Origin of the sequence: Cereibacter johrii (assembly GCF_001720585.1) — a bacterium.
GTDB lineage: Bacteria > Pseudomonadota > Alphaproteobacteria > Rhodobacterales > Rhodobacteraceae > Cereibacter_A > Cereibacter_A johrii.
This window is the reverse complement of record NZ_MABH01000161.1, coordinates 1-24,406: the sequence shown is the minus strand read 5'-3', so window position 1 is coordinate 24,406 and position 24,406 is coordinate 1. Positions and strand designations below refer to the sequence as shown.

Genomic DNA, 24,406 nt, shown 5'->3' with positions numbered 1-24,406 from the left:
GTGGCGGCATGTCGCGGAATCTGCCTTGATCCATGTCAATGGTTTCGGTCCTGATACTTGATCCTCATCAAGGAACAAAGCCCCATTCGATCACACATTCGGGGCCCGTATCCCATCGGCTGGAGGTTGTGAGATGGCCTATAAATCCTTGCTGACGGTGGCCACTTCGCCCGAGCGAGTCGAGCCGGCGATCACCGTTGCATCGCGCCTCGCCCTGAGCGGCGACGCGCATCTCGACGTGCTGGCGCTTGGCATCGATGGCACCCAGGTGGCCTACTACAACATGGGCGGCACGGCGGTCGTGCTGCAGATGGCGCTGGAACGCGCCGAACAGGAAGCGCAGGCGGTCGAGAAGGCGGCGGCGGCAGCGCTGTCGGCCCAGCCTGCGATGCTGCGCGCATCGGTCGAGTCGGCCGTGGCGCAGATGGGCGGCCTCGCGGGGCTGGTCGCGCTGCGCTCGCGCTTTGCCGATCTCGTCGTGCAGTCCCGCCCCTATGGCAAGGGCCGGGGCGCCGAGAGCGAAGCCGTGGTCGAGGCCGCGCTCTTCGAGGGTCAGGCGCCGGTTCTGGTGATCCCCGACGATCCGGCCCTGAGCGAGCGGTTCGGCCACCGGATCGTCATCGCCTGGGACCAGAGCCGCGAGGCGCTGACGGCGGTGCGCAAGGCCATGCCGTTCCTGCTGCGCGCCGACAATGTGGACATCGTGATCGTCGATCCTGCGGCCCATGGCGCCGAACGGTCGGATCCGGGCGGCGCGCTCTGCCAGATGCTCGTGCGCCACGGGGTCCGGGCCGAAGTCTCGGTGCTGGCCAAGACGATGCCGCGCATTTCCGACGTGATCGCGCGCCATGTGCGCGACCAGGATGCCGATCTTCTGGTGATGGGCGCCTACGGCCATTCCCGCTTCCGCGAGGCGATCCTCGGCGGGGCCACGCGGGACATGCTGGAACTGGCGGAAGTGCCCGTCCTGATGGCGCACTGACGGAAGAAGGTTCTGCCACTGCCCGCCTCGCAAGGGGCGGGCCTTTTCATGCCGGCCGGGGCGGGACCGGCGGGCCTTCTCAGACCGGCAGGCCGCCGTCGCTGTCGTCGCCGGCCTCTTCGAGCAGGCGGGCGAAATCGGCCACGATCACATGCCGCTTGCCCTCGAGCGAGATCACCCCGTCGCGCTTCAGCGCCGAGACCTGACGGCTCACGGTCTCGAGCGTCAGGCCGAGGTAATCCGCCATCTCCTCGCGCGTGAGCGGCAGGTCGAAGGTCATGGGCCCGTTCGACTCGCGCAGCTTCAGCGCCGCGTCGCGCCGGGCGATGATCGCAAGCAGGCTCGCGATCTTCTCGCGCGCCGTCTTGCGCCCCAGAAGCAGCATCCACTCGCGCGCGGCGTCGAGCTCGTCGAGCGTCATCTCCAGCAGGCGCTGCCCCACATGGGGCGTCTTCTGCATCATTTCCTCGAAGGGCTTGCGCCGGAAGCAGCACATCAGCAGGTCGGTGGTGGCGGTCACGTCATAGGCCACGGTCTGCCGGCCGGGACGGCCCACGAAATCCGACGGCAGCAGAAGACCCACCATCTGCCGGCGGCCGTCCTCCATCGTCTGGGTCAGGGTCGCGATGCCGGTGACGACGGAGGCCACGAAATCCATCTTGTCGCCCGACCAGATCACGGTCTGGCCGGCCTGATAGCTGCGATAATATTTGATCTGCTCGAGCGTCGCGAGTTCTTCGGAGTCACAGCGTGCGCAGACGGCACGATGACGGATCGGGCAGTCGCCGCAGCGGTGGAGGAGGGTTGGGACTTCGTGCAGCGTCATGCCGGTTCCCCGCTTGATCTGAATCAAAGCAATAGACGAGTTTCACGCCTAGCGAAAGCCGATGGAGGCCATTTCTCATCTTGCTAAACTCGGGCTATTTGACGCGCGGGTTCCACGCTACACGAGCTACCCGACGGCGCCGAACTTCGGTGTCGGGGTAAACGAGCACCTCCATGCGGACTGGATCTCGTCCATTCCTGCGGGAAGTTCAATATCGTTATACCTCCATGTCCCTTTTTGTCGCAGGCTCTGCTGGTTCTGCGCCTGCCGCACCCAGGGCACGAGTTCGGACGCCCCCGTGCGCGCTTATGCCGCAGCCCTCAAGTCCGAGCTTGCGCTTCTGCGGGCACGGCTTGCCCCGGGCGTGCGGCTGGCGCGGATGCACTGGGGCGGGGGGACGCCCACGCTCCTGCCGCCCACCCTGACCCACGAGCTGGCGCTGGCGATCCGCGATGCGGTGCCGTCCGATGCCGAGACGGACTTCTCGGTCGAGATCGATCCGACCGAGATCGATGCCGCGCGGCTCGATGCCCTGTTCGAGGCCGGCATGACCCGCGTCTCGATCGGAGTGCAGGATTTCGACCCCCAGATCCAGAAGTCCATCGGCCGGGAGCAGAGCTTCGAGCTCACGCAGCGCCTGGTCGAGGATCTGCGTCACCGCGGGCTGGTGGGCCTCGATGTCGACATTCTCTACGGGCTGCCGCACCAGACGGCGCCCGGGGTGGCGGATTCGATCCAGAAGCTCCTGTCGCTCGCGCCCGACCGGGTGGCGGTGCTGGGCTATGCCCATGTGCCGGCCGTCTCGCGGCGTCAGCTCATGATCCCCACGGCCTCGATCCCGGGCCCGGAGGAGAGGCTCGATCTCTTCGAGACCGCCCGGACCCTGATCCTCTGGGACGGCTACCAGCAGGTCGGTCTCGACCATTTCGCCCGCGCGGGCGATCCGCTGGCCCATGCGCGTGCCTGCGGCCGGCTGCGCCGCTCGTTCCAGGGCTATACGGACGACCGGGCCGAGGTGCTGATCGGCCTCGGCGCGTCGGCCATCTCGCGCTTTCCGCAGGGCTTCACCCAGAATGCGCCCAGCACCTCCGACCATCTGCGCGCGATCCGGTCGGGCCGGTTCTCCACGGCCCGCGGCCATGTGCTCAGCGACGAGGACCGGCTGCGCGGGCGGATGATCGAGCAGCTCCTCTGCGAGTTCCGCATCAGCCGCGCCCAGATCCTCGCCCGCTTCGCCGTCCCGCCCGAGCGGCTCGAGACGCTGTTCCGGACCTGCGCCGCGGCCTTCCCGGGGGTGGTCGAGATCACCGGCCACGGGCTCGAGATCCTCGAGGAGGGCCGCCCCCTCGCCCGCATCGTCGCCCGCAGTTTCGACCGCTACGATGCGAGCCGCAATCCGCAGGGCGCGATCTGAGGCACGGGCCTCAGCGCGGACCGTGACGCTCCACCCACTCGACCAGCCGCGGAAGGCAGATGCGGTGCAGGTCGTAGCGGTCCCGGATCGTCTCGCGCGCGGCCGCACGCAGCGGCATCATCCGCTCGGGCTCGGCCAGCGCCCGGATCAGCGTCCGTGACCAGCCCGGCCCGTCGAAGAAATCCACCAAAAGCCCGTTCCGCCCGTCCTCGATCAGCTCCTCGACCGGCGCGGTGCGCGAACCCACCACGAGCGCCCCCGCCGACATGGCCTCGAGCATCGACCAGGACAGGACGAACGGATAGGTGAGATAGGCATGGGCCCGGCTCACCTGCATCAGTGCCTTGAACCGGTCGTAGGGCACGCGGCCCACGAAATGCACCCGCGACAGGTCGAGGCGGGGGCCCAGCTCTTCCACGAAATGCTGCTTCCAGCTTCCCTCCGCGGGGGCGGGGCCGTAGCTCACGCCGTCGCCGCCCACCAGCACCACCTGCGCCTCGGGCCGCGCGGCCAGAACCTCGGGCAGCGCCCGCAGGAAGATGTGATAGCCGCGGTAGGGCTCGAGATTGCGGTTGACGAAGGTCAGCACCTCGTCGCCTGCCCGCAGCACCCGCCCGTCCGGCAGCTCGAACCGGGCCGAGGCATCGGGCGCCACGGCATCGGTATCGACGCCGTCGTGGATCACCTCGATCAGCCGGCGCAGCGGGGGCGGATAGGTCGAGGCCTGCCACTCGGTCGGCGAGAGGCCCGCATCGGCATGAAGCAGCGCCTGTCCCAGATGGGCCGCGCGACCTTGCGCGATCATCACCCCGTCGAAGCCGCGCCGGTCGAACTCGGGATCGAACCCCACATCCTGCCCCACGCCGCGATAGTAGAATTCGGCATAGATCAGGAGCTTCGCCTCGGGCCAGACCTCCTTCAGGAACAGGGTCTCGCCCCAGCCGGAATGGCCCACGATCACGTCGGGCCGGTAGCCGCGCTGATCGCGCAGCTGCAGCGCGGCCCGCGCCACGCTCACGCCCCGGTCGCTCGTCTGGGTGAAGTTGCGCCCGAGACGCGTCGCCTGCGGATCGGGCGCGGGCGCCTCGTGCCGGTAGCGCAGGACCGGGATCCGGGACTCGCGCCGGTTCTCGCCATCGGTGAGGGCGAGGCACTCGTGTCCCCTCCCCTGCAGTTCGGGTGCGAGATGCAGGAACTGGCCGGGGAAGTTCTGATGGACGAACAGGATCTTCATGGGCGTCACACGGCCTCGGGCACCGCGTCTCCGAAGGCCGCCGCCAGAAGCGTGCGGGTGTAATCGGTCTGCGGGGCCGCGAAGAGCTTTGCCCCCTCCCCCGCCTCGACGACATTGCCTTCCTTCATCACGATCACCTTGTGCGAGAGCGCGCGCACCACCCGCAGGTCGTGGCTGATGAAGAGGTAGGCCAGGCCCCATTTCCGCTGCAGGTCGCGCAGAAGATCCACGATCTGCACCTGCACCGTCATGTCGAGCGCGCTGGTCGGCTCGTCCAGCACGACGAACTTCGGCCGCAGGATCATGGCGCGGGCGATGGCCACGCGCTGGCGCTGGCCGCCCGAGAATTCATGCGGATAGCGCCCCATCGCCGCCGGATCGAGCCCGACCTCGGTCAGGATCTCGGCCACCATCGAGCGGCGGTCGCGTCCCTGCTCGACCCCGTGGACGCCCAGACCCTCGGCCACGATCTGCTCGACCGTCATCCGCGGCGAGAGGCTGCCGTAAGGGTCCTGAAACACGATCTGCATGTCGCGCCGGGTCTCGCGCAGCGCCCGCGGCCGGCGGTTGTGGATCTCCTGCCCGAGAAAGAGGATCGGCCCCTCGGACTCGATCAGCCGCAGGATGCCGAGCCCGAGCGTCGTCTTGCCCGAGCCGCTCTCGCCCACCACGCCCAGCGTCTCGCCCTCGCGGATCGAGAGGCTGACGCCGTTCACGGCCTTCACATGGCCGACCGTCCGCCGGAGGATCCCGCGCTGGATCGGAAACCAGATCCGCAGCCCGTCGGTCCGCACGATCTCCCGGGCGCCCTCGGGCACCGGATCGGGCCGGCCCGTGGGCTCGGCCGCGAGGAGCTTGCGCGTGTAGGCATGTTCCGGCGCCTCGAAGATGCGCCGCGCCGGGCCCTGCTCGACGATGGCGCCGCCCTGCATGACGCAGACCCGGTCGGCGATGCGGCGCACCACGCCCAGATCGTGGGTGATGAACAGAAGGCTCAGCCCCTCGGTCCGCTTCAGCTCGGCCAGAAGGTCGAGGATCTGCGCCTGGATCGTCACGTCGAGCGCGGTCGTGGGCTCGTCGGCGATCAGCAGATCCGGCCCGTTGGCCAGCGCCATGGCGATCATCACCCGCTGGCGCTGCCCGCCCGAGAGCTGATGCGGATAGGCGCCGAGCCGCGTCTCGGGAGCGCGGATGCCGACCTTGGTCAGCAGCTCGAGGATCCGCGCCCGCGCCGCCTCTCCGGCGAGGCCCTGATGCAAAGCGAGGCTCTCGCCGATCTGCCGCTCGATCGTATGCAGCGGGTTGAGCGAGGTCATCGGCTCCTGAAAGATGAAGCTGATGTCGTTGCCCCGCACCCGGCGCAGCTCGGCCGCGGGGGCGCCCACCATCTCGCGGCCCTCGTAGCGGACAGATCCGCCGACCTCTGCGCTGTCGGGCAGGAGCGCGACGGTCGAGAGCGCCGTCACCGACTTGCCCGATCCGCTCTCGCCCACGAGCGCCACCGTCTCGCCGCGGCCGACGGTGAAGGAGACGCCCTTCACCGCCTCGACGGTCCGTCCGTCTTGCCGGAAGCGGACGGTGAGGTTCGACACGTCGAGGACAGGTGCCCCGGCGTCGCTGGCGTCGCGGCCGGTCATCGGAAGGTCTTTCTCGGGTCGAAGGCATCGCGGACGCCCTCGAAGATGAACACCATGAGCGAGAGCATGATCGCGAAGGCGAAGAAGGCGGTGAAGCCCAGCCACGGCGCCTGCAGGTTCTGCTTGGCCTGCAGCGTGAGCTCGCCCAGCGAGGGTGCCGAGGAGGGCAGCCCGAAGCCGAGGAAGTCGAGCGCGGCGAGGCTGCCGATGGTGCCGGTGATGATGAAGGGCAGCATGGTCAGCGTGGCCACCATGGCGTTGGGCAGCACATGGCGGAACATGATGACGAGATCCGACACGCCGAGCGCCCGGGCCGCGCGGACATATTCGAAGTTCCGCGCGCGCAGGAACTCGGCCCGGACCACGCCGATGAGGCTCGTCCAGCCGAAGAGCACCATGAGCCCCACGAGAAGCCAGAAGTTCATCTGCCAGATCGCAGCCACGATGATGATGATATAGAGCGAGGGGGTCGAGCCCCAGAGCTCGATCACCCGCTGGAAGATCAGGTCGGTGAGCCCGCCGAAATAGCCCTGCACCGCGCCCGCCGCGATGCCGATGGCGGAGGTGAGGAAGGTCACGATCAGCGCGAAGGCCACCGAGAGGCGGAAGCCGTAGATCCCCCGCGCCAGCACGTCGCGCGCCGTATCGTCGGTGCCGAGCCAGTGGTCGGCATCGGGCGGCGAAGGCGCCGCGCGGCCGATGTCGTTGATCGTGTCGTAGCTGTAGGGAATGAGCGGCCAGAGGATCCAGCCCGCCTCGATGGGCTCGCCCGCCACCGTGCCGGTCTCGGCCTCGGCCAGGATCGCTTCGGGATCGTCGAAACAGGCCTCGAGCCCGCCCGAGCGGATCAGGCAGCGCACCTCGGGATCGCGATAGGCGGCCTCGGTCTGGAAATCGCCGCCGAAGGCGGTCTCGGGGTAGAAATGGGTGATGGGCGTATAGAGGCTGCCGCGGTAGCTCACGAGCAGCGGCTTGTCGTTGGCGATGAGCTCGGCGAAGAGCGACAGGCCGAAGAGCACCGCGAAGATGAAGAGCGAGACATAGGCCCGGCGGTTCGCCTTGAAGTTCCGCCAGCGGCGCTGGTTGAGCGGGGACAGCGCCATCTCAGCCCCGCGTCCCGAAGTCGATGCGCGGATCGATCCAGACATACATCAGGTCGGACAGGATCCCCATGAGCAGGCCGAGCAGGCCGAAGACGAAGAGCGTGCCGAAGATCACCGGATAATCCCGCGCCCCCGCCGCCTCGAAGCCGAGCCGGCCCAGCCCGTCGAGCGAGAAGATCGTCTCGATGATGAGGCTGCCGCCGAAGAAGACCGAGACGAAGACGGACGGAAAGCTCGCGATCACGATGAGCATCGCATTGCGGAAGACATGGCCGTAGAGCACCCGGCCCTCGGTCAGCCCCTTGGCCCGCGCGGTCATCACATACTGCTTGCGGATCTCCTCGAGGAAGGAGTTCTTCGTGAGCAGCGTGAGCGTGGCGAAGGCCGAGATGGTCGAGGCCACCACCGGCAGGGTGATGTGCCAGAAATAGTCGGCCACCTTGCCCAGCGGGGACAGGCTGTCCCAGTTGTCAGATGTCAACCCGCGCAGGGGGAACCACTGCCAGTAGGATCCGCCTGCGAAGAGCACGAGGAGCAGGATCGCAAAAAGGAAGCCCGGGATCGCATAGGCCACGATGATGGCGCCGCTCGTCCAGGTGTCGAAGCTCGATCCGTCGCGGACGGCCTTGCGGATGCCGAGCGGGATCGAGACCAGATAGGCGATCAGCGTGGACCAGAGCCCGAGCGAGATCGAGACCGGCATCTTCTCCTTGACCAGATCCACCACCGAGATCGAGCGGAAATAGCTCTCGCCGAAGTCGAAGCGGACATAGTTCCACATCATGTCGAGGAAGCGTTGCAGGGGCGGCTTGTCGAAGCCGAACTGCTTCTCGAGCTGGGCGATGAACTCGGGCGGCAGCCCGCGCGAGCCGACGTAGCGTTCCGACGTCTGCGCCGAGGGTGCGCTCGCCGTTCCGGCGTCGCCGCCGCCCGCGACGGTCTGGAACACGTCGCCCTGCCCGTCGAGCCGCGCCAGCACCTGCTCGATCGGGCCGCCCGGCACGAACTGCGTCAGGACGAAGTTGATGACCATGATGCCGAACAGGGTCGGCACGATCAGAAGAAGTCGCCGGAGGATGTAGGCTCCCATGGGGGGATGCGGCCCTTACTGTCTCAAGGCGCCCGCGTCACGCAGCGCCTGAGCCTTGTCGGGGTTGAACCACCAGAAGTCCAGCTCGCCCAGCGCATAGGGAGGCAAGGTCTCGGGATGCTCGAACATGTCGTAATAGGCGACGGTGTGGCTGGCCTTGTACCATTGCGGCACCCAGAACCGCTGCAGCCGCAGCACCCGGTCGAGCGCCTTCGTCGCCACCTCGAGCTCTTCGGAGGTCTTGGCGGCCAGCACCACCTCGATCATCCGGTCCACCGCCTTGTCCTTCAGCCCCATGATGTTGAAGGCCGAGACGTCGGCGGTCTCCGACCCGTAATATTGCTTCAACTCGGCGCCCGAGATGTAGTTCGTGCGGGCATTGCCGGTGGTGAGGTCGAAATCGTAGCTCGGGGGCCGGGTGCGGCTTTCCATCTGGGCATTGTCCACGCGCGTCATCAGCGCGTCCACGCCCAGCGCGCGCAGGTTCTCGATGAAGGGGCTGATGACCCGGTCGAAGGTCTGGCTGTCGTTGAGGAACTCGACGCGCAGCACCTCGCCCTTGGCGTTGCGGCGCATCCCGTCGGAGCCCACGGTCCAGCCCGCCTCGTCCAGCAGCCTGCTCGCCGCCCGGAGGTTCCCGCGGTCGAGCTGCCGCTCTCCCGAGACGGGCGGGCTCACCGGAGGCTCGGTAAGGATCGAGGCCGGAAGCAGGCCCTCGTCGACGAACGGCTGCAGAAGCGCCACCTCGGCCTCGGAGGGCGCGCCCTCGGCCTCGAGGTAGCTGTTCTCCCAGAAGGAATCGACGCGGGTATAGATGCCGTAGAACAGCGTCTGGTTCGACCATTCGAAGTTGAACATGAGGTTCAGCGCCTCGCGCACCCTCGGGTCCTGGAACTTCTCGCGCCGGAGGTTCAGCATCCAGCCCTGCCCCGTGGCCTTGGCGCCCGAGGGCAGCTCGACCTTCACCACATGGCCGGTCTGGACGGCGGGGAAGTCGTAGCCCGTGGCCCAGAGGATCGAGGAGGCCTCGTTGCGGAAGGTGTAGCTGCCGCCCTTGAAGCCCTCGAAGGCCGCATTGTAGTCGGCGTAATATTCGATGCGGATCGCGTCGAAATTCCCCGTGCCGCGCATGAGCGGCAGATCCTTGCCCCAGTAGTCGGGATTGCGGCGGTAGACGACCGTCTGGCCCACCTTCATCCGGCTCTCGTCGAGCACATAGGGGCCCGAACCGAGGAAGGGCTTCAGGCTTCCCTCCTCGAGGTCGAGCCCCTCGCGTTCATACTGCGCCTTGGACAGGACCGGCAGCCCGCCCACGTCCTGCGGCAGATCGCGGGTGGGAATGCCCTTCTTGAAGGTGAACTTCACCCGATGCGTGTCGAGCGCCTCGGCCCCCTCGACCTGCTGGGCGAAGATGGTGCGGAAATCGGTCAGCCCCTTGGCCACGAAGGTCTCGTAGGAAAAGACCACATCCTCGGCGGTGACGGGGGTGCCGTCCGAGAATTTCGCCTCGGGGCGCAGGTTGAAGATCACCCAGCTGCGGTCCTCGGGATATTCGAGCGTCTCGCAGAGCAGGCAGTAGGCCGCGCCGATCTCGTCGGCCGTGCCCGCGAGGATCGATTCATACATGATCGACGAGAGGGCCGCGGCCCGGCCCTTCACCGAATAGGGGTTCATCGAATCGAAGCCGCCGAAAGCCCATTCCGAGATCTCGCCGCCCTTGGGCGCGTCGGGATTGACATAATCGAGGTGGGTGAAGTCGGCCGGATATTTCAGATCGCCGAAGGTCGAGATGCCGTGCGCCTTGATAATCTTCGGCGCGTCCTGCGCGTGGGCGGGCAGCGCCGCCGCGGCGGCGGCCAGCAGGCCGAGCCCCCCCAGAAGCCATGACCGCACGTCGGGAAGTCTCGAGACTGCGACCCTGCCCTGCGCCGTGCGCGCCGTGACTTCACCCATGCCGTTCCCCCTGCCTCGTGTGGCGCGCCTGGCGCCCGGTTCGCCATGCTACGGTGCAACGGGACGCAGTCTCAAGTTGCGATTGCGTGACGAGACGGCAAGCCCGGCCGGAAAAACGGAAAAAGGCCGCCCGATCGGGCGGCCCTCGAAGAGGCTGCGGGCTCTGCCCTTACTGGAGCGAGGCCAGATAGGCCACGACATTGGCGCGATCCTGCTCCTTCGGCAGGCCCGCGAAGGTCATCTTGGTGCCCGGCACATGGCCCTTGGGGTTCTCGACGAAGGCGCCGAGCTCCTCCAGCGTCCAGGTCGGCGCTTCGGCGGCATGGGCCACCATCGCGTCCGAATAGGCGAAGCCCGCGACGGAGGCCACCGCGCGGTCCACCACACCGTTCAGATGCGGGCCGGTCGCGTCCGAGCCGTCGAGCTTGTGGCAGGCGGCGCATTTGGCGAACACCTTCTGGCCCGCGGCGGCATCGGCCGCAGCCACCAGTTCCGGGAAGGGCACGGCCTCGGCGGCCGGCTCTTCGGAGGCGCCGCCGTCGCCCGTCTCGATCACATAGGCTTGCGTCACATCCTCGCCGTGGCCCTCGCCGAAGGTGTAAAGGCCGCTGGCCGCCCAGGATCCAAGCAGGAACACCAGGAGCGCGCCGCACCCGGCGCCGACCGCCTTCGTCAGGGTCATCGTGTCGAACATGTCGCATTTACCTCGGTTTGGGTCCGCCGGACATGTATCCGCTTCTTCCCCTTGCTTTCAAGGTGTAGTAGCGCCGCCGGACGCGGGGACAACCTGTTTTTGATCTCGGAGACCCAAGTCATGACCGGCCGAATCGCTTTCCAGGGGGAACCCGGCGCCTATTCGCACCAGGCCTGCCGTCAGGCACGCCCCGGGATGGAGGCGATCCCCTGCCGCACCTTCGAGGATGTGATCGAGCTGGTCCGCGCGGGCGGGGCCGACCTCGCGATGCTGCCGGTCGAGAATTCCACCTATGGCCGCGTGGCCGACATTCACACGCTGCTGCCGGGCTCGGGCCTGCGGATCGTCGACGAATCCTTCGTGCGGGTGCACATCAACCTGCTCACCCTGCGCGGCACGCCCATCGAGCGCGTCGAGCGCGCCATGAGCCACACGGTCCTGCTCGGCCAGTGCCGGACCTTCCTGCGCAGCCATGACATCCGGCCGGTGACGGGCGCCGACACGGCGGGCTCGGCCCGTCTCGTGGCAGAACAGGGCGATCCCGCGCTGGCCGCGCTCGCCTCGGAACTCGCCGGCGAGATCTACGGGCTCGACGTGGTGGCGCGCCACATCGAGGATCAGTCGAACAATACCACCCGCTTCCTCGTGATGGCGCGGGAGGCCGACTGGACGCGCCGCGGCCCCGGCAAGATGGTCACGACCTTCACCTTCCGCGTGCGCAACATCCCGGCCGCCCTCTACAAGGCGCTCGGCGGCTTTGCGACGAACGGGATCAACATGACCAAGCTCGAGAGCTACATGGTCGGCGGCTCCTTCACCGCGACCGAGTTCTATGCCGACATCGAAGGCCATCCCGAGGATGCGAACGTGGCGCTCGCGCTCGACGAGCTGCGCTTCTTCACCAGCCAGTCCGAGATCCTCGGCGTCTATCCCGCCGACCCCGGCCGGGGCTGAGCCCCGTCCCTCCCGGGCTCGCGCCGTGGCTCGGGCACAGTCTCGGGCTCGGGCTCGGGCCCGGTCTCAGGCCTGCGGCCCCTTCGCGGCCGCAGCCGCGGCAGCCTTGCGGCGGGCCTGCCAGCGCCGGCCGATCTCGGCCGCGAAGCCCTTGATGCGGGCGTCGTATTTCTCCTGAAGCGTGCCCTGCGCCAGCCGCAGCGACTGAAGGAACACGCGCGAGGGCAGCGTCAGCGCCTTCACGTCCGAGGTGACGGTGACGCGCGTCCGGCGCGGGGCGAGCTCGAGGAACTCGAGCGTCAGGTCCGCCCGCAGCGAATGGCCGGTGGCCTGCATCAGCAGCCTCTGGTCCGGCTCCATGCCCACGAAGTGCATCTCCACATCCCGCATCCGGCCGTGATAGTCGAAGCGGACGAGCCAGCCCATGCCGGGGCCCTCGTGGGGCGTCCCGTCGAGCCTCCGCACCGTCACGCCGCGCTGGGAGGCCGCGCGCTCCCAGTTGCCGAAGTCCGACAGCTGCCTCCAGACGAACCGGATCGGCGCCTCGACATCCTGGCTGGTGCTCAGTCGCATGGTCTCTCCCCTTCCGCGTCCCGCGGGCTTTTCGCGTCAATCCAGACGGTCCGCAAGCCAGTTGGAGATCAGGAAGTGCGGGATGGCCCCTTTGCGCGCAGGCCGGCCCTGGGGATGATCCCCCGCCATCACCGTCACCATCTCCTCGCGCGTGATCCAGCGCGCATCCTCGAGCTCCAGCGGATCGAGCGTGATGGCGTCGGTGAGGGCGATCCCGTGGCAGCCGATCATGAGCGAGGCCGGGAAGGGCCAGGGCTGGCTCGCCAGATAGCGCACGGGGCCCACGGTCACGCCCGCCTCCTCCATCACCTCGCGGCGCACGGCGGCCTCGATCGTCTCGCCGGGTTCGACAAAGCCCGCAAGGCAGGAGTAGACCCCCTCGGGCCAGCCGGGCGACCGGCCGACCAGCGCACGGTTGCCATGGGTCACGAGCATGATGACCACGGGATCGGTGCGGGGGAAATGCTGCGCGCCGCAGGCGGTGCAGTGGCGGTGCCAGCCGCCCTCGGACGGGGCCGACGGCGCGCCGCAGGTCGAGCAGAAACGATGGCTGCGGTGCCACTGCACGAGCGCCTTGGCGGTGGCGGCCAGCTCCGCCTCGCGCGGCGAGAGCGCGAGCATCAGGCCGCGCAGGTCGCCGAAGCCCGGCGCGCCCGGCAGGGCGGGATGGGACTGGAACGCCGGATCGAAGAACCCGCCCTGCGCCGCCTCGGCGCCGGCCTCGGGCGACCAGTGCGAGATATCGGCCGCGAAGCGGGGCGCTTCGCCGTCGAGCCCGAGAAAGATCGGCTCCTCGGCCCCGGCCAGCACGGGATGATCGGGCGGAAGCCAGCCGAGCGCGCCTTCCTCGGCGCAGAGCGGACGGCCGCGCCAGATCGGCAGGATGCACTCGCCCTCCAGAAGCCGCGCGAGACCCGCGGCATCGCCCCTGAGCCGGCCGGCCCGGTCGAGCCCCGACCCTCCGAAGGTCACTGTCTCCGCGATCCGCATGCCCGCCGCTCCTCCAGACCCGGCGGTCCGGCCGCCCCGCGCCGTCATGCCATGCCGCGCGGCAGGGGCCAAGGGTCGGACGGCGAAGATGCCACGGCCAAGGGGCTGGAACATCCCGGCCGCGCGGCCTAGCCTCGGCGCCGGCGATCCCCCTCCCGCAGGCCCGCAAGCGGCGGCGGGCGAAGGAATGCCGGGCAGGGCCGCGCCGAGGAAGGAAGTCCGGGGGCATGAGACGAGAGGACGATCACGGCGAGGGGCGGCCGCAGGCCTCGGCGGAGCCGCCTGCAGGCTCTGCCCGGCTCCGACTGCGCCTGCTCGCCACGACGGACCTTCATGCCGAGATCCTGCCCTACGACTATCATGCCGACCGGCCGGCGCCGGGGGTGGGCCTCGCCACCACCGCGACCCTCATCGCCGAGGCGCGCGCCGAAGCCGCGAACACGCTGCTCTTCGACAATGGCGATCTGCTGCAGGGCACGCCGATGGGCGACCTCTGGGCGCAGCGGGCGGCCGAAGGGGTCCATCCGCTGATCGAGGCCATGACCGCGCTCGGTTACGATGCGGCGACGGTCGGCAACCACGACTTCGACTATGGTCTGGATCATCTCGAACGCGCGCTCGCGGATGCGACCTGGCCCGTCGTCTCGAGCAATGCGGTGCTGACGCTCGGATCCGAGCCTGCCGCAGACCGGACGCTCCTGCCTCCGGCGGCGATCCTCGAGCGCGAGATGATCGACGAGGCGGGGCGGCCGCACCGTCTGCGGATCGGGGTTCTGGGCCTCCTGCCGCCGCAGGTGCCGGTGTGGAACCGCGCCGTTCTGGGCGACCGGCTGCAGGTGCGCGACATCGCCGAGGCGGCGGCGGGCCATCTGGCGGCACTTCGGGCCAAGGGCTGCGATCTCGTTGTGGCGCTCTGCCATTCGGGGATCGGCGCCGCCGAGGCCCAGCCCGAACAGGAGGATGCGGCGCTGCCCGTGGCGGCGCTCGAAGGGATCGACGCGGTGGTGACGGGCCACAGCCACCTCGTCTTCCCGGCGCCGGGCTTCCCGCCGCGGCCCGGAGCCGATGCCACGCTCGGGCGGCTCGCGGGCAAGCCCGCCGTGATGGCCGGCGCCCGCGGTTCGCATCTGGGGGTGATCGATCTCCTGCTGGCCCAAGGCGCCCAGGGCTGGCGCGTGACGGAGGCGCGGGTCGAGGCCCGCCCGGTGCGGCGCGCGGGAAACCCCGTGCAGGCCTGCCCGAAGCTCACCGCGATCGCCGCGCCCGCCCATGCCGAGACCCTCCGCCACATCCGCCGCCCCATCGGTCACTCGACGGTGCGGATCGCGAGCCACTTCGCCCTTGTGGCGCCCACGGCCTCGCTGTCGCTCGTGGCCGAGGCGCAGGCGGCCCATCTGGCAGAGCACATTGCGGGAAGCCCGCTCGAGGGCCTGCCGATCCTGTCGGCGGCGGCGCCCTTCAAGGCGGGGGGCCGCGCCGGGCCTGCCCATTACAGCGACGTGCCGGCAGGGCCGCTGGCGCTGCGCCATGCGGTCGATCTCTATATCTACCCGAACCTCATCGCTGCCGTCCGGCTGACGGGCGCGCAGATCGCGGAATGGCTCGAACGGGCCGCGAGCCTCTTTGCCCGGATCGCGCCCGGGCGCAGCGACCAGCCGCTCCTCGATCCCGAGATGCCGAGCTATGGCTTCGACCCGATCCAGGGACTGACCTTCTCGATCGACCTTGCCCGGCCGGCGCGCTACGACGCCCACGGCCGGATCGTCCGAGCCGAGGCCCGGCGCATTCTGGACCTGCGCTGGCAGGACCGGCCGCTGGACCCGGCGCAACCCTTTGCGGTGGCCACCAACAGTTACCGCGCCGCCAGTTGCAGCCGGCAGTTCGGCCCGTTGCCGACCTGGATCGGCACCGAACCGATCCGCGACATCCTGAGCCGCCACATCGCCCGGACCTCGCCGCTCGCCCCCGAGGTGCCCCGCTTCTGGCGCTTCCGGCCGATGCCCGGCACCACGGCGGTCTTCGAGACGGCCCCTGCGCCGGCCGAGCCGCCGCCCTTCCTCGAGCTGACCCGGCTCCCTTCGTCGCCCGCGGGGTTCTCGCGCTTCCGCCTGACCCTCTGACGGCCGCGCGGGATGCCCTGCCTGCGGCCGCGGGGCGCTTGCAAATGCCCCCGGCCCGGCCTATATCGGCCGCGAGAGGTTGGCGCGGGCAGGCGCCTCGCCAACCCGGTCAGGTCCGGAAGGAAGCAGCCGTAACGAGCCCCGTCTGGGTCGATGTCCAGCCTCTCACCTTCCCCCCTCAAGCCGCTGATCGCGCTGGGAACCCTTGTTCTGCAAGGAGATGTGTCCCAAGAACTGCGCCAAACGGGCCGTGGCTGACCATCACGAACGTCCCGATGGTGCGCGGAAGTGACGCGCACCCTCACGGCTCCGAGGAGCTTCGAGCCCTTTTCGGCAAGATCGAGCTGATGGCCGCCCTGCCAGGCGACAAGAAGGACCGCGAGCGGAGGGCGCTCGCCGTCCCGAAGGGCTTCCACGCGATTCTGGACGATGCCCGCGAAGCACGGGCAGCGCCCGACCCTCTCGACCTCCGCCAAGACGCAAGCGGCGCCTGGCTCGAAAGACGCCAGACCCCGCAGCCCTTTCGGCCTGCGGGGTCTGGCGTCTTGATCGCAAGGTCTATCCCTACCGCCAGTTCGGCAGGAACAGGGCGATCTGCGGCCAGAGGTAGAGGATGCCCACGAAGGCAAGCATCACCAGCATGAAGGGCAGCGCGCCGACGATCACATCCTCGACATAGCCGCGCCGGCGCACGCTCTGAACCACGAAGAGGTTCAGGCCGACAGGGGGCGTGATCAGGGCGATCTCCATCAGCAGGACGATGACGATCCCGCACCAGACCGGATCGAAGCCGGCCTGCACCATGATGGGCGCGATGATCGGCACGCTCGCCACCATCATCGACAGCGTCTCCATGAACATCCCGAGGATGAAGTAGAAGACCACCACCAGCGCGAAGAGCCCGAGGGGGCTCAGGTTCAACGAGCCGATCCAGCCGCTCACCGCCTGCGGAAGCCCGATGGCCCCGAAGATCAGGTTGAGGAAATAGGCGCCGATCATCACCGCCATGATCATCGCGGTCGTCTTCATCGCGCCCTCGAAGGCCTCGACCACCACCCGCACGGACAGGCAGCGGTAGACCGCGGCGATGACCAGCGCGGCCAGGACGCCAAGGGCTGCGGCCTCGGTCGCCGTGGCCCAGCCCGCGTAGATCGAGCCGATGACAGAGACGAAGATCACCAGGGGCGGCAGCAGGTCGGGAAGTGCCCTCAGGCGCTGCGACCAGGTGGCGCTCTGACGGGTGCCGCCCCATTCGGGCTTCACGAGGCAGACGAGGCCGATCAGGACCATGAAGAGCCCGGCGAGCAAGAGGCCGGGGATCAGACCCGCAAGGTAGAGTTGCGGGATCGAAGTCTCGGTCAGCACGCCGTAGAGGATCAGGTTGACCGAGGGCGGGATCAGGATGCCCAGCGTGCCGCCCGCCGCGATCGAGCCGAGGAAGAGGCGCTCGTTGTAGGAATTCTTGTCAATCTCCTGCAGCGCGACGGTGCCGATGGTTGCAGCCGTCGCCACGGACGAGCCCGAGGTGGCCGCGAACATGGTGCAGGCGGCGATGTTGGAATGCATGAGCCCGCCGGGCAGCCACGGCATCCACAGAACCAGCGCCGAATACATGCGCGAGGCGAGCCCGGACCGCAGCAGGATCTCGCCCAGCAGCACGAAGAGCGGAATCGCGATCAGCAGGAAGTTGTTCGAGACCGTCCAGGCGATCTCGCCGATGGCATAATGCAGCGGCAGGAATGAGAAGGTGCCCGACAGGATCAGCGCCACGAGGATCAGCGTCGCGGCAACGGGAATGCCTACGAACAGCAGCGCGAGCAGGCTGCCGAGAGTGGTTGCGATCACGATGCGGTCTCCTGCCGGTCTGGGGCCGTTGCGGCCGGAGTGTGGGAGAGTTCCTCGGCCACCTCTTCCTCGGCGGACTTGATGCCGATGAGGTCGTGCACCTCGGCGAAGCGGCGGGCGATCAGCAGCCGCGCGCAGGCGAGCAGCAGCACGAGCCCGCAGACCAGAAGCAGCGCCAGCCCGCAGAGCCAGAGCGTCTGGGGATAGATCATCGGGATCTGCAGCGCCGAGGCCGAGCGGGCGCCGGCATGAGCCGACTGGATCACCAGCTCCAGCCCGAAGGCGAAGACGTGGCCGAAGCAGCCGAGGAAGGCCAGGAGACCCACCATGTCGGCCATGATCTGCGCCGGGCGCGGGAAGCGCACATAGGCCGTATCCACGCGGATATGGGCGCGTTCGAGCAGGGCTCCGGCCAGCGACCAGGTCGTCGCCGTCGCGAGCGCGAAGCGCGACAACTCGTCGGCCCCGTCGATGGCACGATTGAACCCCACACGCAGCAGGATGTCGAAGCCGATCAGCAGCGCCGCGGCGGTCATGACCGCGCCGCCCAGCCAGAGACCGGATCGCGCGGCGATCCTGTTCCAGCGCAACAATCTGTCCATGTTTCCTCCAGGCTGGCCGAAACGGTGCGAAGGGCGGGGGCAGAGCCCCCGCCTGCCACTCAGTTCGGCGCGATTTCCTGGCCGATCACCGCCCCGATGCGGGCGTTCCAGTCCTCCACGCAGTCCGCGCCGCAGCGCGCGGCCCAGCCCGGCAGCACATTCTCCCTGACGATCTCGGCGGCGCGGGCGAGGTCGGCCTCGCTCGGCTGGTTCAGCTTGACCGGCGTCGGCCGGCCCAGTTCGCAGCCGTCGGCGCCGGTGTTGCACAGCTCGGCCTGGGTGATCCCCTCGTCCAGCGTGGCCCACATCTTGTCCTCGTAGGCCGCGAACTGCTCTTCGAGGAAGGTCCGCGTTTCGGCGGGCAGCGCCTCCCAGCGCCCCTTGTTGACGGCCACGACGTTGAAGGACCAGCCGAGCGGCAGCATGAAGACGCTGTCCGTCACCTCGGGCCAGCCGGCGGTATTGCCCGACAGCGAGCCGGTGACGGCGCAATCCACCACCCCGTTGTTCAAGGCGGGCACCACCTCGGAGAAGGCGATCGAGACGGAGGTCGCCCCGACGCCCGAGATGAAGTCGCGCAGCGTGTTGTTGAACACCCGGACCTTCTTGCCCTTCAGATCGTCGATGGACGCCACATCGCCCCGGCACCAGACCACCTGTGGCGTCGAGGCGCCGATGGCGAGGAGCTTCGTGTTCCAGTTGGTCTCCATCCGCTCGTTCAGAACATCCTTGTAGGCAGCGCAGGCCTCGCGCGCGAGGGCGGCCGTGGGCGCGGTGCCGGCAAGGTCGCAGGCCTCGAAGCGCGGGTCGTCACCGGCCATCTTGGTGATGTCCATGCCTGCGAAATCCATCACGCCGAGACGCATCATCCGCAGCATGGACTGGTCGTCGAGCCCCATCTGCTCGATCGAGGTGAGGTCCGCGGTGAGCTTGCCGCCCGACGCTTCGGGCAAGGTCTCGGTCCAGAACGGCTTCTCGTCGTAGATCGCGACCGGGATGGTCGAGGCGATGCCGATGACCTTGAAATTCTGCGCAGCGAGGTCTTGGGCCGAGAGGGGCGCGGCGAGGGCGACCGAGGCGGCCATGGTGGCGGCAAAGGTGAAATTCGTCATATCGGGTCTCTCTGTTGGCGGATGTTTCGTGGTTGTGGCACCGGGCAGACGGGCCGCCCGGCGCGGGCTCGTGCCGTCAGGCGGTCGCGGCGATCTCGAAGATCGCCTCGATTTCCACTGCCATGCCGGAGGGCAGCGCATGGGTGCCCGAGGCGATGCGCGCATGCGCTCCCGCGGGGCCGAAGACATCGCAGATCAGGTCCGAGGCCGCATTCAATACCTTGGCCTGAAGTTCGAAGTCCACCGTGCACCGCACGAGGCCGGCCAGCCGGATGACGCCGGTAACGCGGTCCAGATCGCCGTCGCAGGCCGCACGAAGCTGGGCGAGAAGGTTCAGCGCACACATGCGGGCGGCCTCCTGCGCGTCCTCAAGCGTCAGGTCGTCGCCGACGATGCCCTTCCAGATCAGCTCGCCCGCGCGCCGCGGCCCCTGGCCCGCGATGAAGACGAGGTTGCCGGTCCGTCGATAGGGCAGGTAATTGCCCTGCGACGGGTTGATCGGCGGGAGCTCGATCCCGAGCTCCGCCATGCGGATATCGATCTTTCCCATGGCCGCGCTCACTTCTGCTGGCGCCAGTCGCCGCTGTCGCCCTTCCAGCCGATCACGCGGCCGTTCAGGCGATCGAGCGTGTTGCGCAGCGCGTCGATCAGGCCGGCCCATTCCGCGGCCGAGATGCCGTCCACCGCCGGTTCGGGTGCCATGAACATCCCGTCAACGCCACCGAAGCTCACGCATTGCTCGATGCAGCGGACCTCGAGAGCCGCATCGTGGAAGACACTGGGCTTTTCCAGAAGCGCGGACAGCGCGGCGATCAGACCGGTCGCGCCCCAGTTCGAGACATTCGACACGATCAGGTGATCGGCGGCCATGACTGCGGCAACGCCGCCGCGGCCCGGGATGCCGCTGTCCTTCGCCTTGGGCGAGAAGCGGCGCAGATCCTCGGCGATCACGCCCATGCCCATCTCGTTGCCGCCGTCGCCGATGGCCACATAGGGGATCTTGCGCGCCTTGGCCGAGGCGAAGAACTGGTCGAGATCGGCGACCATCCCGTCCAGCGGGCGCCCGCCCAGGCCGTTGTAGAGGCCGTGGTCGTTCATGCCGGGACGCTCGATCGAGATCACGGCCGAGGGCCGCGTCACCTCGAGGAGCGCCTCGGTGATCGCCCTGCAGCCGGCGTCCTCCTTGGGGACGGTGCGGATGTAGACGGGGCGGATGAATTCGACCGGCCGGATCACGCCGTCTTCCGGGAACGGCAGCGGCGCGAGGCCCGCGCCCCGGCAGGTGCCGACCATCATCTCTTCCCAGTCCTCGTCGACGAGGATGACGCTCTCGACGCCGAGGCCCATGAAGAGCGCCCGGGCGATGAGCGCCGCGCCCACCGGGCCGTCGGTCTCGGGCACGCCCGCGCCTTCGGGAAAACCGGTGGCGATCACGACCGGGCCTTTCTGCGCGCGCACCGCATCCGTCAGGATCCGGGCGCCCATCATGCAGGCCGGCCCCGGCTGGCGCGACTGCAGCGCCGCATAGATCTTGCCGATCAGGCCGACGCCGGTCAGGTCCAGCGTCATGAAGTCCTCGATCGTCTTGGCGATGAGCGCGCCCTTGCTGCTTTGGAAATCGAGCATCGTCTTCGGTCCGTTCACTTGGGTTGGGCGATGTAGGCGGCGAATTTCTCAGGGTCGACATTGCCGCCCGACAGCACGACGCCTGCGGTCTTGCCCTTGATGTCGATCTTGCCGGACAGGATCGCCGCCAGCGCCGCAGCGCCGCCTGGCTCGACCACCAGCTTCAGCTGCCGGTAGGCGAAGCGGATCGCGTCGATCACCTCCTCATCCGACACGGCGAGCCCGCCGGCCAGATGCTCCTTGCAGATCGGGAAGTTGTGGACCCCCGGCACCGGCACCATCAGTGCGTCACAGATCGAGGTGCCCGTGGCCGGGGCGCGCGTCGGGGCGCCGGCCGCCAGCGACAGGGCCATGCCGTCGAATCCCTCGGGCTCCACGCTGTAGATCGCGGTGCCTGCCGTGATCGCATGCACGCCGGTCGCCGCACCCGAGACGAGCCCCCCGCCCGAGCAGCAGAACAGCGCCACCTCGAGCGGCGCGCCCATCTGCTCGGCCTGCTCGGCGAACTCGGCCCCGAGCGTGGACTGGCCGGTGATGACGAAGGGGTCGTCGTAGGGCGGCACGATCACTGCGCCGGTCTCGGCCGCAATCTGCGCCCCGATCTCCTCGCGCACTTCCCGGGTCTTGTCGTAAAGGCGCACGGTCGCGCCGTTCGCACGCACCCCCTCGACCTTGGCGCGCGGAGCCTCCTGCGGCATCAGGATCGTGGCCTTGATGCCCAGTTCCCTAGCGACATAGGACAGCGCCAGCCCGTGGTTGCCGGAAGACCAGGCCACCAGACCACCCGCCTTCTCGGCCTCGCTCAGCTGCAGCGCACGGTTGATCGCGCCGCGGAACTTGAAGGCGCCTGCGCGCTGCAGGGTCTCGGGCTTGATGAGGACACGGGCACCGGTGAGGCGGTTGAGCTCCTCGCTCTCTAGGATGGGGGTCCGGATGGCATAGGCTGCGATGCGGGCACGCGCTTGCGCGATCTCGGTCGCAGTCGGTTCAAAGTGAGGGGCTGAATTCGCCACGGGGGACAGTCTCCTGAAGAACACCTGCCCCAACCGATCCACAGCATGGACTATCAAGTAAAATTATAATTTTGGATGGAAGTGTATTCGATAATTCAATGATCGCCGTCCGGGAGGGGTGGCGGCAGCGGCACTTCCCGAGCGGCGACCCGTTGAGCGAGGCGGCAGAGATCCTCGAGAAGCCGGCTCGGTTCGCCAATCCGGTGAAAGGCATAGAATGACAGCGGATCCAAGGAGATAGGCGATTCCAGCCGCACCAGTCCCGGCGCGCTTCCATCGGTCTGGATCATGTCCTGCGCCACGAGGGCCACCCCCATGCCATCCAGCACCATCCGCCGGATCGTGGCGAGCGAGGTCGATGTGACGAACTTCGGCGGCTCGCCCGTGAGGCGCATGATCGCCTCTCTCAATGCCCCGTAGGGATAGGCGCGCTTTGGATAGGTCAGGATCGGAATGCTCAGAAAATCATCGTTCCTGAGACGCCCCGAGGGGACGAGATGGCTCAGCCCGTAGAACTGCAGCGGATAGGCCCCGAGCGGCAGACAGGCGAAATCGTTCAGCGCCATCGGTCCCAGCATGAAGGCGAGATCCAGTTCTCCGTCCAGAAGCGTCGCCTCGAGCGAGCTCGTCACATCGACCTGGATCTCGAATTCCAGGTTCGGCCGGACCCGGCGCACCGCCTTGAGGAACTGGGTGAGCCAGGCTTGGGCAATGGTCTCCGACACCCCGAGCCGGATCGTGCGTGCCTCGCGCTCGCGCACGCCCATGGCATCGTTCATCGCCGCGACCTGCCGCAGGATCACCTCGCAGTGACGCAGGAGAAGCAGACCTGAATCGGTCAGCGAGATGGGCTTCGACTTGCGGTTGATGAGCTGCTGACCGAACCCTTCCTCCAGCGCCGAGATCCTCTGCGAGACGGTGGGCTGGGTCATGTTGAGCTTCTCGGCCGCCACCGAGAAACTTCTGAGCTTCGCCACCCAGAAGAAGACCTCGAGAGATTTCAGATTCGTCATGCGTGCATCATCCTGTGCTCCGGGCATAGCCCGGGCGGGCCAGCAGAGCGCCGCTGCCGCAGGGCCTCGGGTGGACATGACATGCCCGTTCCCGCACGGCAATTCGACAGGCCATCCGGAACTGCCAGCGGGGCCAATCCCAAGATGCTCTACTCTCATTCGCAACGGGGAGCCATTTCACGATCCAGTGCATCATCGATCTCGAGACACATCCCGCGCCGGCGCATGAATCGCCCCCGTCAGGGATCAGCCGTCGGGGATCCGCCCGAATATCGGGAGGACACGCTCCATCTGAAACAGACATTGCCCCCAAGGCTCGGGCTTCCTCACGCCCCTCGCCTGCCCCTTCGGGTGGACGCCGCTCCTCCCCCGCCCTAATCTCGGGGCTGACCCCGAATCCGCCGAGGCCCGATGTCCGACACACCCGAGCAAGGCTATCAGGTCCTTGCCCGCAAATACCGCCCGCAGACCTTCGCCGACCTGATCGGTCAGGATTCGATGGTGCGCACGCTGAAGAACGCTTTCGCGGCCGACCGGATCGCCCATGCCTTCGTGATGACGGGCGTGCGGGGCGTGGGCAAGACGACCACGGCGCGGATCATCGCCAAGGGGCTGAACTGCGTGGGCCCGGACGGCACCGGCGGCCCCACGACCGAGCCCTGCGGCCAGTGCGAGCCCTGCCGCGCCATCGCCGAAGGCCGCCATGTCGATGTGATGGAGATGGACGCCGCCTCGCGCACCGGGGTGGGCGACATCCGCGAGATCATCGACTCGGTCCACTACCGGGCCGCCTCGGCGCGCTACAAGATCTACATCATCGACGAGGTCCACATGCTCTCGACCAGCGCGTTCAACGCGCTGCTCAAGACGCTCGAGGAGCCTCCCGCCCATGTGAAATTCATTTTCGCCACAACCGAGATCCGCAAGGTGCCGGTCACGGTGCTGTCGCGCTGCCAGCGGTTCGACCTGAAGCGGATCGAGCCCGAGGTGATGATGGCCCATCTCGCCCGCGTGGCCGGGAAGGAGGGCGCAGAGCTCACCCGCGATGCGCTGGCGCTCATCACCCGCGCGGCCGAAGGCTCGGTGCGCGACGCGATGAGCCTGATGGATCAGGCCATTGCGCATGGGGCAGGCGAGACCACCGCCGATCAGGTGCGCGCGATGCTGGGGCTGGCCGACCGCGGCCGGGTGCTCGATCTCTTCGATCTGGTGATGAAGGGCGAGGCCGCCGCCGCGCTGGCCGAACTGTCCGGCCAGTATGCCGACGGGGCCGATCCGATGGCCGTGCTGCGCGATCTGGCCGAGATCACGCACTGGATCTCGATCATCAAGATCAGCCCCGAGGCGGCCGAGGATCCGACCACGCCGCCCGACGAACGCACGCGCGGGCTCGAGATGGCGGAGCGGTTGCCGATGCGGGTGCTGACCCGCATGTGGCAGATGCTGCTCAAGGCCATCGAGGAGGTCTCGCTGGCGCCGAACGCCATGATGGCGGCCGAGATGGCGGTGATCCGCCTGACCCATGTGGCCGATCTGCCCGATCCCGAGGCGCTGATCCGCAGGCTCCAGTCCGAGCCGCGGCCCGGCCCGGGCCCGGGCGGCGGCGCGCAGGCTGGCACGCAGGC

21 protein-coding genes and 1 other RNA gene are annotated in these 24,406 nt (G+C 68.4%); 6 read left to right on the top strand and 16 right to left on the bottom strand.

From position 1 onward, the window contains the following. The first annotated feature begins 133 nt into the window (after window positions 1–133). Window positions 134–982, top strand: coding sequence for a universal stress protein (locus tag A9O63_RS14380; protein ID WP_069332562.1), 849 nt, complete (start codon window positions 134–136; stop codon window positions 980–982). A gap of 79 nt (window positions 983–1,061) precedes the next feature. On the opposite strand, the gene fnrL is transcribed toward A9O63_RS14380, so the two are convergent. Beyond that, window positions 1,062–1,808 carry a transcriptional regulator FnrL gene (fnrL, locus tag A9O63_RS14375; RefSeq protein ID WP_069332561.1) on the bottom strand — a complete coding sequence of 249 codons (747 nt, stop codon included), beginning with the start codon at window positions 1,806–1,808 and terminating at the stop codon, window positions 1,062–1,064. Between the two features lie 61 nt (window positions 1,809–1,869). Here fnrL and hemN point away from each other — a divergent pair, with 61 nt between their 5' ends. Next, window positions 1,870–3,222: an oxygen-independent coproporphyrinogen III oxidase gene (hemN, locus tag A9O63_RS14370; protein WP_084295931.1), complete on the top strand. Its 1,353-nt coding sequence runs from the start codon at window positions 1,870–1,872 to the stop codon at window positions 3,220–3,222. Between the two features lie 10 nt (window positions 3,223–3,232). On the opposite strand, the gene A9O63_RS14365 is transcribed toward hemN, so the two are convergent. From A9O63_RS14365 to A9O63_RS14340, 6 genes are all read right to left on the bottom strand, one after another. Further along, the gene (locus tag A9O63_RS14365) at window positions 3,233–4,456 is read right to left on the bottom strand and encodes a glycosyltransferase (protein WP_069332559.1); all 1,224 of its coding nucleotides are present in this window, start codon (window positions 4,454–4,456) and stop codon (window positions 3,233–3,235) included. A 5-nt stretch (window positions 4,457–4,461) separates the two neighbouring features. Next, a complete protein-coding gene (locus tag A9O63_RS14360; protein ID WP_069332558.1) occupies window positions 4,462–6,093 on the bottom strand; it encodes an ABC transporter ATP-binding protein in 1,632 nt (543 codons plus the stop codon). Continuing rightward, complete coding sequence (locus A9O63_RS14355) at window positions 6,090–7,196, bottom strand: ABC transporter permease (protein WP_069332557.1); 1,107 nt, start codon at window positions 7,194–7,196, stop codon at window positions 6,090–6,092. The genes A9O63_RS14360 and A9O63_RS14355 overlap by 4 nt, the downstream gene beginning before the upstream one ends. Window position 7,197: 1 nt before the next feature. Next, window positions 7,198–8,286, bottom strand: a complete 1,089-nt coding sequence (locus tag A9O63_RS14350; RefSeq protein ID WP_069332556.1) for a microcin C ABC transporter permease YejB — start codon at window positions 8,284–8,286, stop codon at window positions 7,198–7,200. Between the two features lie 15 nt (window positions 8,287–8,301). Then, a complete protein-coding gene (locus A9O63_RS14345) occupies window positions 8,302–10,239 on the bottom strand; it encodes an extracellular solute-binding protein (RefSeq protein WP_069332555.1) in 1,938 nt (645 codons plus the stop codon). A gap of 169 nt (window positions 10,240–10,408) precedes the next feature. Then, window positions 10,409–10,933 (bottom strand): c-type cytochrome, encoded by a 525-nt coding sequence (locus A9O63_RS14340; protein WP_069332554.1) that lies wholly within the window; start codon window positions 10,931–10,933, stop codon window positions 10,409–10,411. Between the two features lie 120 nt (window positions 10,934–11,053). Between A9O63_RS14340 and A9O63_RS14335 the strand changes: the two genes are divergently transcribed. Then, window positions 11,054–11,887, top strand: coding sequence for a prephenate dehydratase (locus A9O63_RS14335; protein ID WP_069332553.1), 834 nt, complete (start codon window positions 11,054–11,056; stop codon window positions 11,885–11,887). A 66-nt stretch (window positions 11,888–11,953) separates the two neighbouring features. Here A9O63_RS14335 and A9O63_RS14330 read toward each other — a convergent pair whose 3' ends face one another. Both A9O63_RS14330 and nudC read right to left on the bottom strand, forming a co-directional pair. After that, window positions 11,954–12,460 (bottom strand): SRPBCC family protein, encoded by a 507-nt coding sequence (locus A9O63_RS14330; protein WP_069332552.1) that lies wholly within the window; start codon window positions 12,458–12,460, stop codon window positions 11,954–11,956. 36 nt (window positions 12,461–12,496) lie between these two features. Beyond that, window positions 12,497–13,450 carry an NAD(+) diphosphatase gene (gene nudC, locus A9O63_RS14325; protein ID WP_069332551.1) on the bottom strand — a complete coding sequence of 318 codons (954 nt, stop codon included), beginning with the start codon at window positions 13,448–13,450 and terminating at the stop codon, window positions 12,497–12,499. Between the two features lie 227 nt (window positions 13,451–13,677). On the opposite strand from nudC, the gene A9O63_RS14320 reads away from it, so the two are divergent. Beyond that, on the top strand, window positions 13,678–15,570 hold the full coding sequence (locus A9O63_RS14320) for a bifunctional 2',3'-cyclic-nucleotide 2'-phosphodiesterase/3'-nucleotidase (protein WP_069332550.1): 1,893 nt from the start codon (window positions 13,678–13,680) through the stop codon (window positions 15,568–15,570). Window positions 15,571–15,642: 72 nt separating this feature from the next. Continuing rightward, window positions 15,643–15,741: signal recognition particle sRNA small type (gene ffs, locus A9O63_RS14315), an RNA gene on the top strand. Window positions 15,742–16,134: 393 nt separating this feature from the next. On the opposite strand, the gene A9O63_RS14310 is transcribed toward ffs, so the two are convergent. The 7 genes from A9O63_RS14310 to A9O63_RS14280 form a co-directional block, all read right to left on the bottom strand. Beyond that, window positions 16,135–17,415: a TRAP transporter large permease gene (locus A9O63_RS14310; RefSeq protein ID WP_069332549.1), complete on the bottom strand. Its 1,281-nt coding sequence runs from the start codon at window positions 17,413–17,415 to the stop codon at window positions 16,135–16,137. Further along, window positions 17,412–18,017 (bottom strand): TRAP transporter small permease, encoded by a 606-nt coding sequence (locus tag A9O63_RS14305; RefSeq protein WP_084295929.1) that lies wholly within the window; start codon window positions 18,015–18,017, stop codon window positions 17,412–17,414. Before A9O63_RS14305 ends, A9O63_RS14310 begins: the two co-directional genes overlap by 4 nt. Window positions 18,018–18,076: 59 nt before the next feature. Then, window positions 18,077–19,129: a TRAP transporter substrate-binding protein gene (locus tag A9O63_RS14300; protein ID WP_069332547.1), complete on the bottom strand. Its 1,053-nt coding sequence runs from the start codon at window positions 19,127–19,129 to the stop codon at window positions 18,077–18,079. Between the two features lie 76 nt (window positions 19,130–19,205). Beyond that, window positions 19,206–19,679 (bottom strand): RidA family protein, encoded by a 474-nt coding sequence (locus A9O63_RS14295; RefSeq protein WP_069332546.1) that lies wholly within the window; start codon window positions 19,677–19,679, stop codon window positions 19,206–19,208. A gap of 8 nt (window positions 19,680–19,687) precedes the next feature. Continuing rightward, a complete protein-coding gene (locus A9O63_RS14290) occupies window positions 19,688–20,755 on the bottom strand; it encodes a DUF4392 domain-containing protein (RefSeq protein ID WP_084295925.1) in 1,068 nt (355 codons plus the stop codon). Between the two features lie 14 nt (window positions 20,756–20,769). Then, complete coding sequence (locus A9O63_RS14285; RefSeq protein WP_069332545.1) at window positions 20,770–21,768, bottom strand: threonine ammonia-lyase; 999 nt, start codon at window positions 21,766–21,768, stop codon at window positions 20,770–20,772. Between the two features lie 95 nt (window positions 21,769–21,863). Continuing rightward, the gene (locus A9O63_RS14280; RefSeq protein WP_069332544.1) at window positions 21,864–22,781 is read right to left on the bottom strand and encodes a LysR family transcriptional regulator; all 918 of its coding nucleotides are present in this window, start codon (window positions 22,779–22,781) and stop codon (window positions 21,864–21,866) included. A 411-nt stretch (window positions 22,782–23,192) separates the two neighbouring features. On the opposite strand from A9O63_RS14280, the gene A9O63_RS14275 reads away from it, so the two are divergent. Beyond that, a partial coding sequence (locus tag A9O63_RS14275; RefSeq protein WP_069332543.1) for a DNA polymerase III subunit gamma/tau occupies window positions 23,193–24,406 on the top strand: 1,214 nt, incomplete at its 3' end.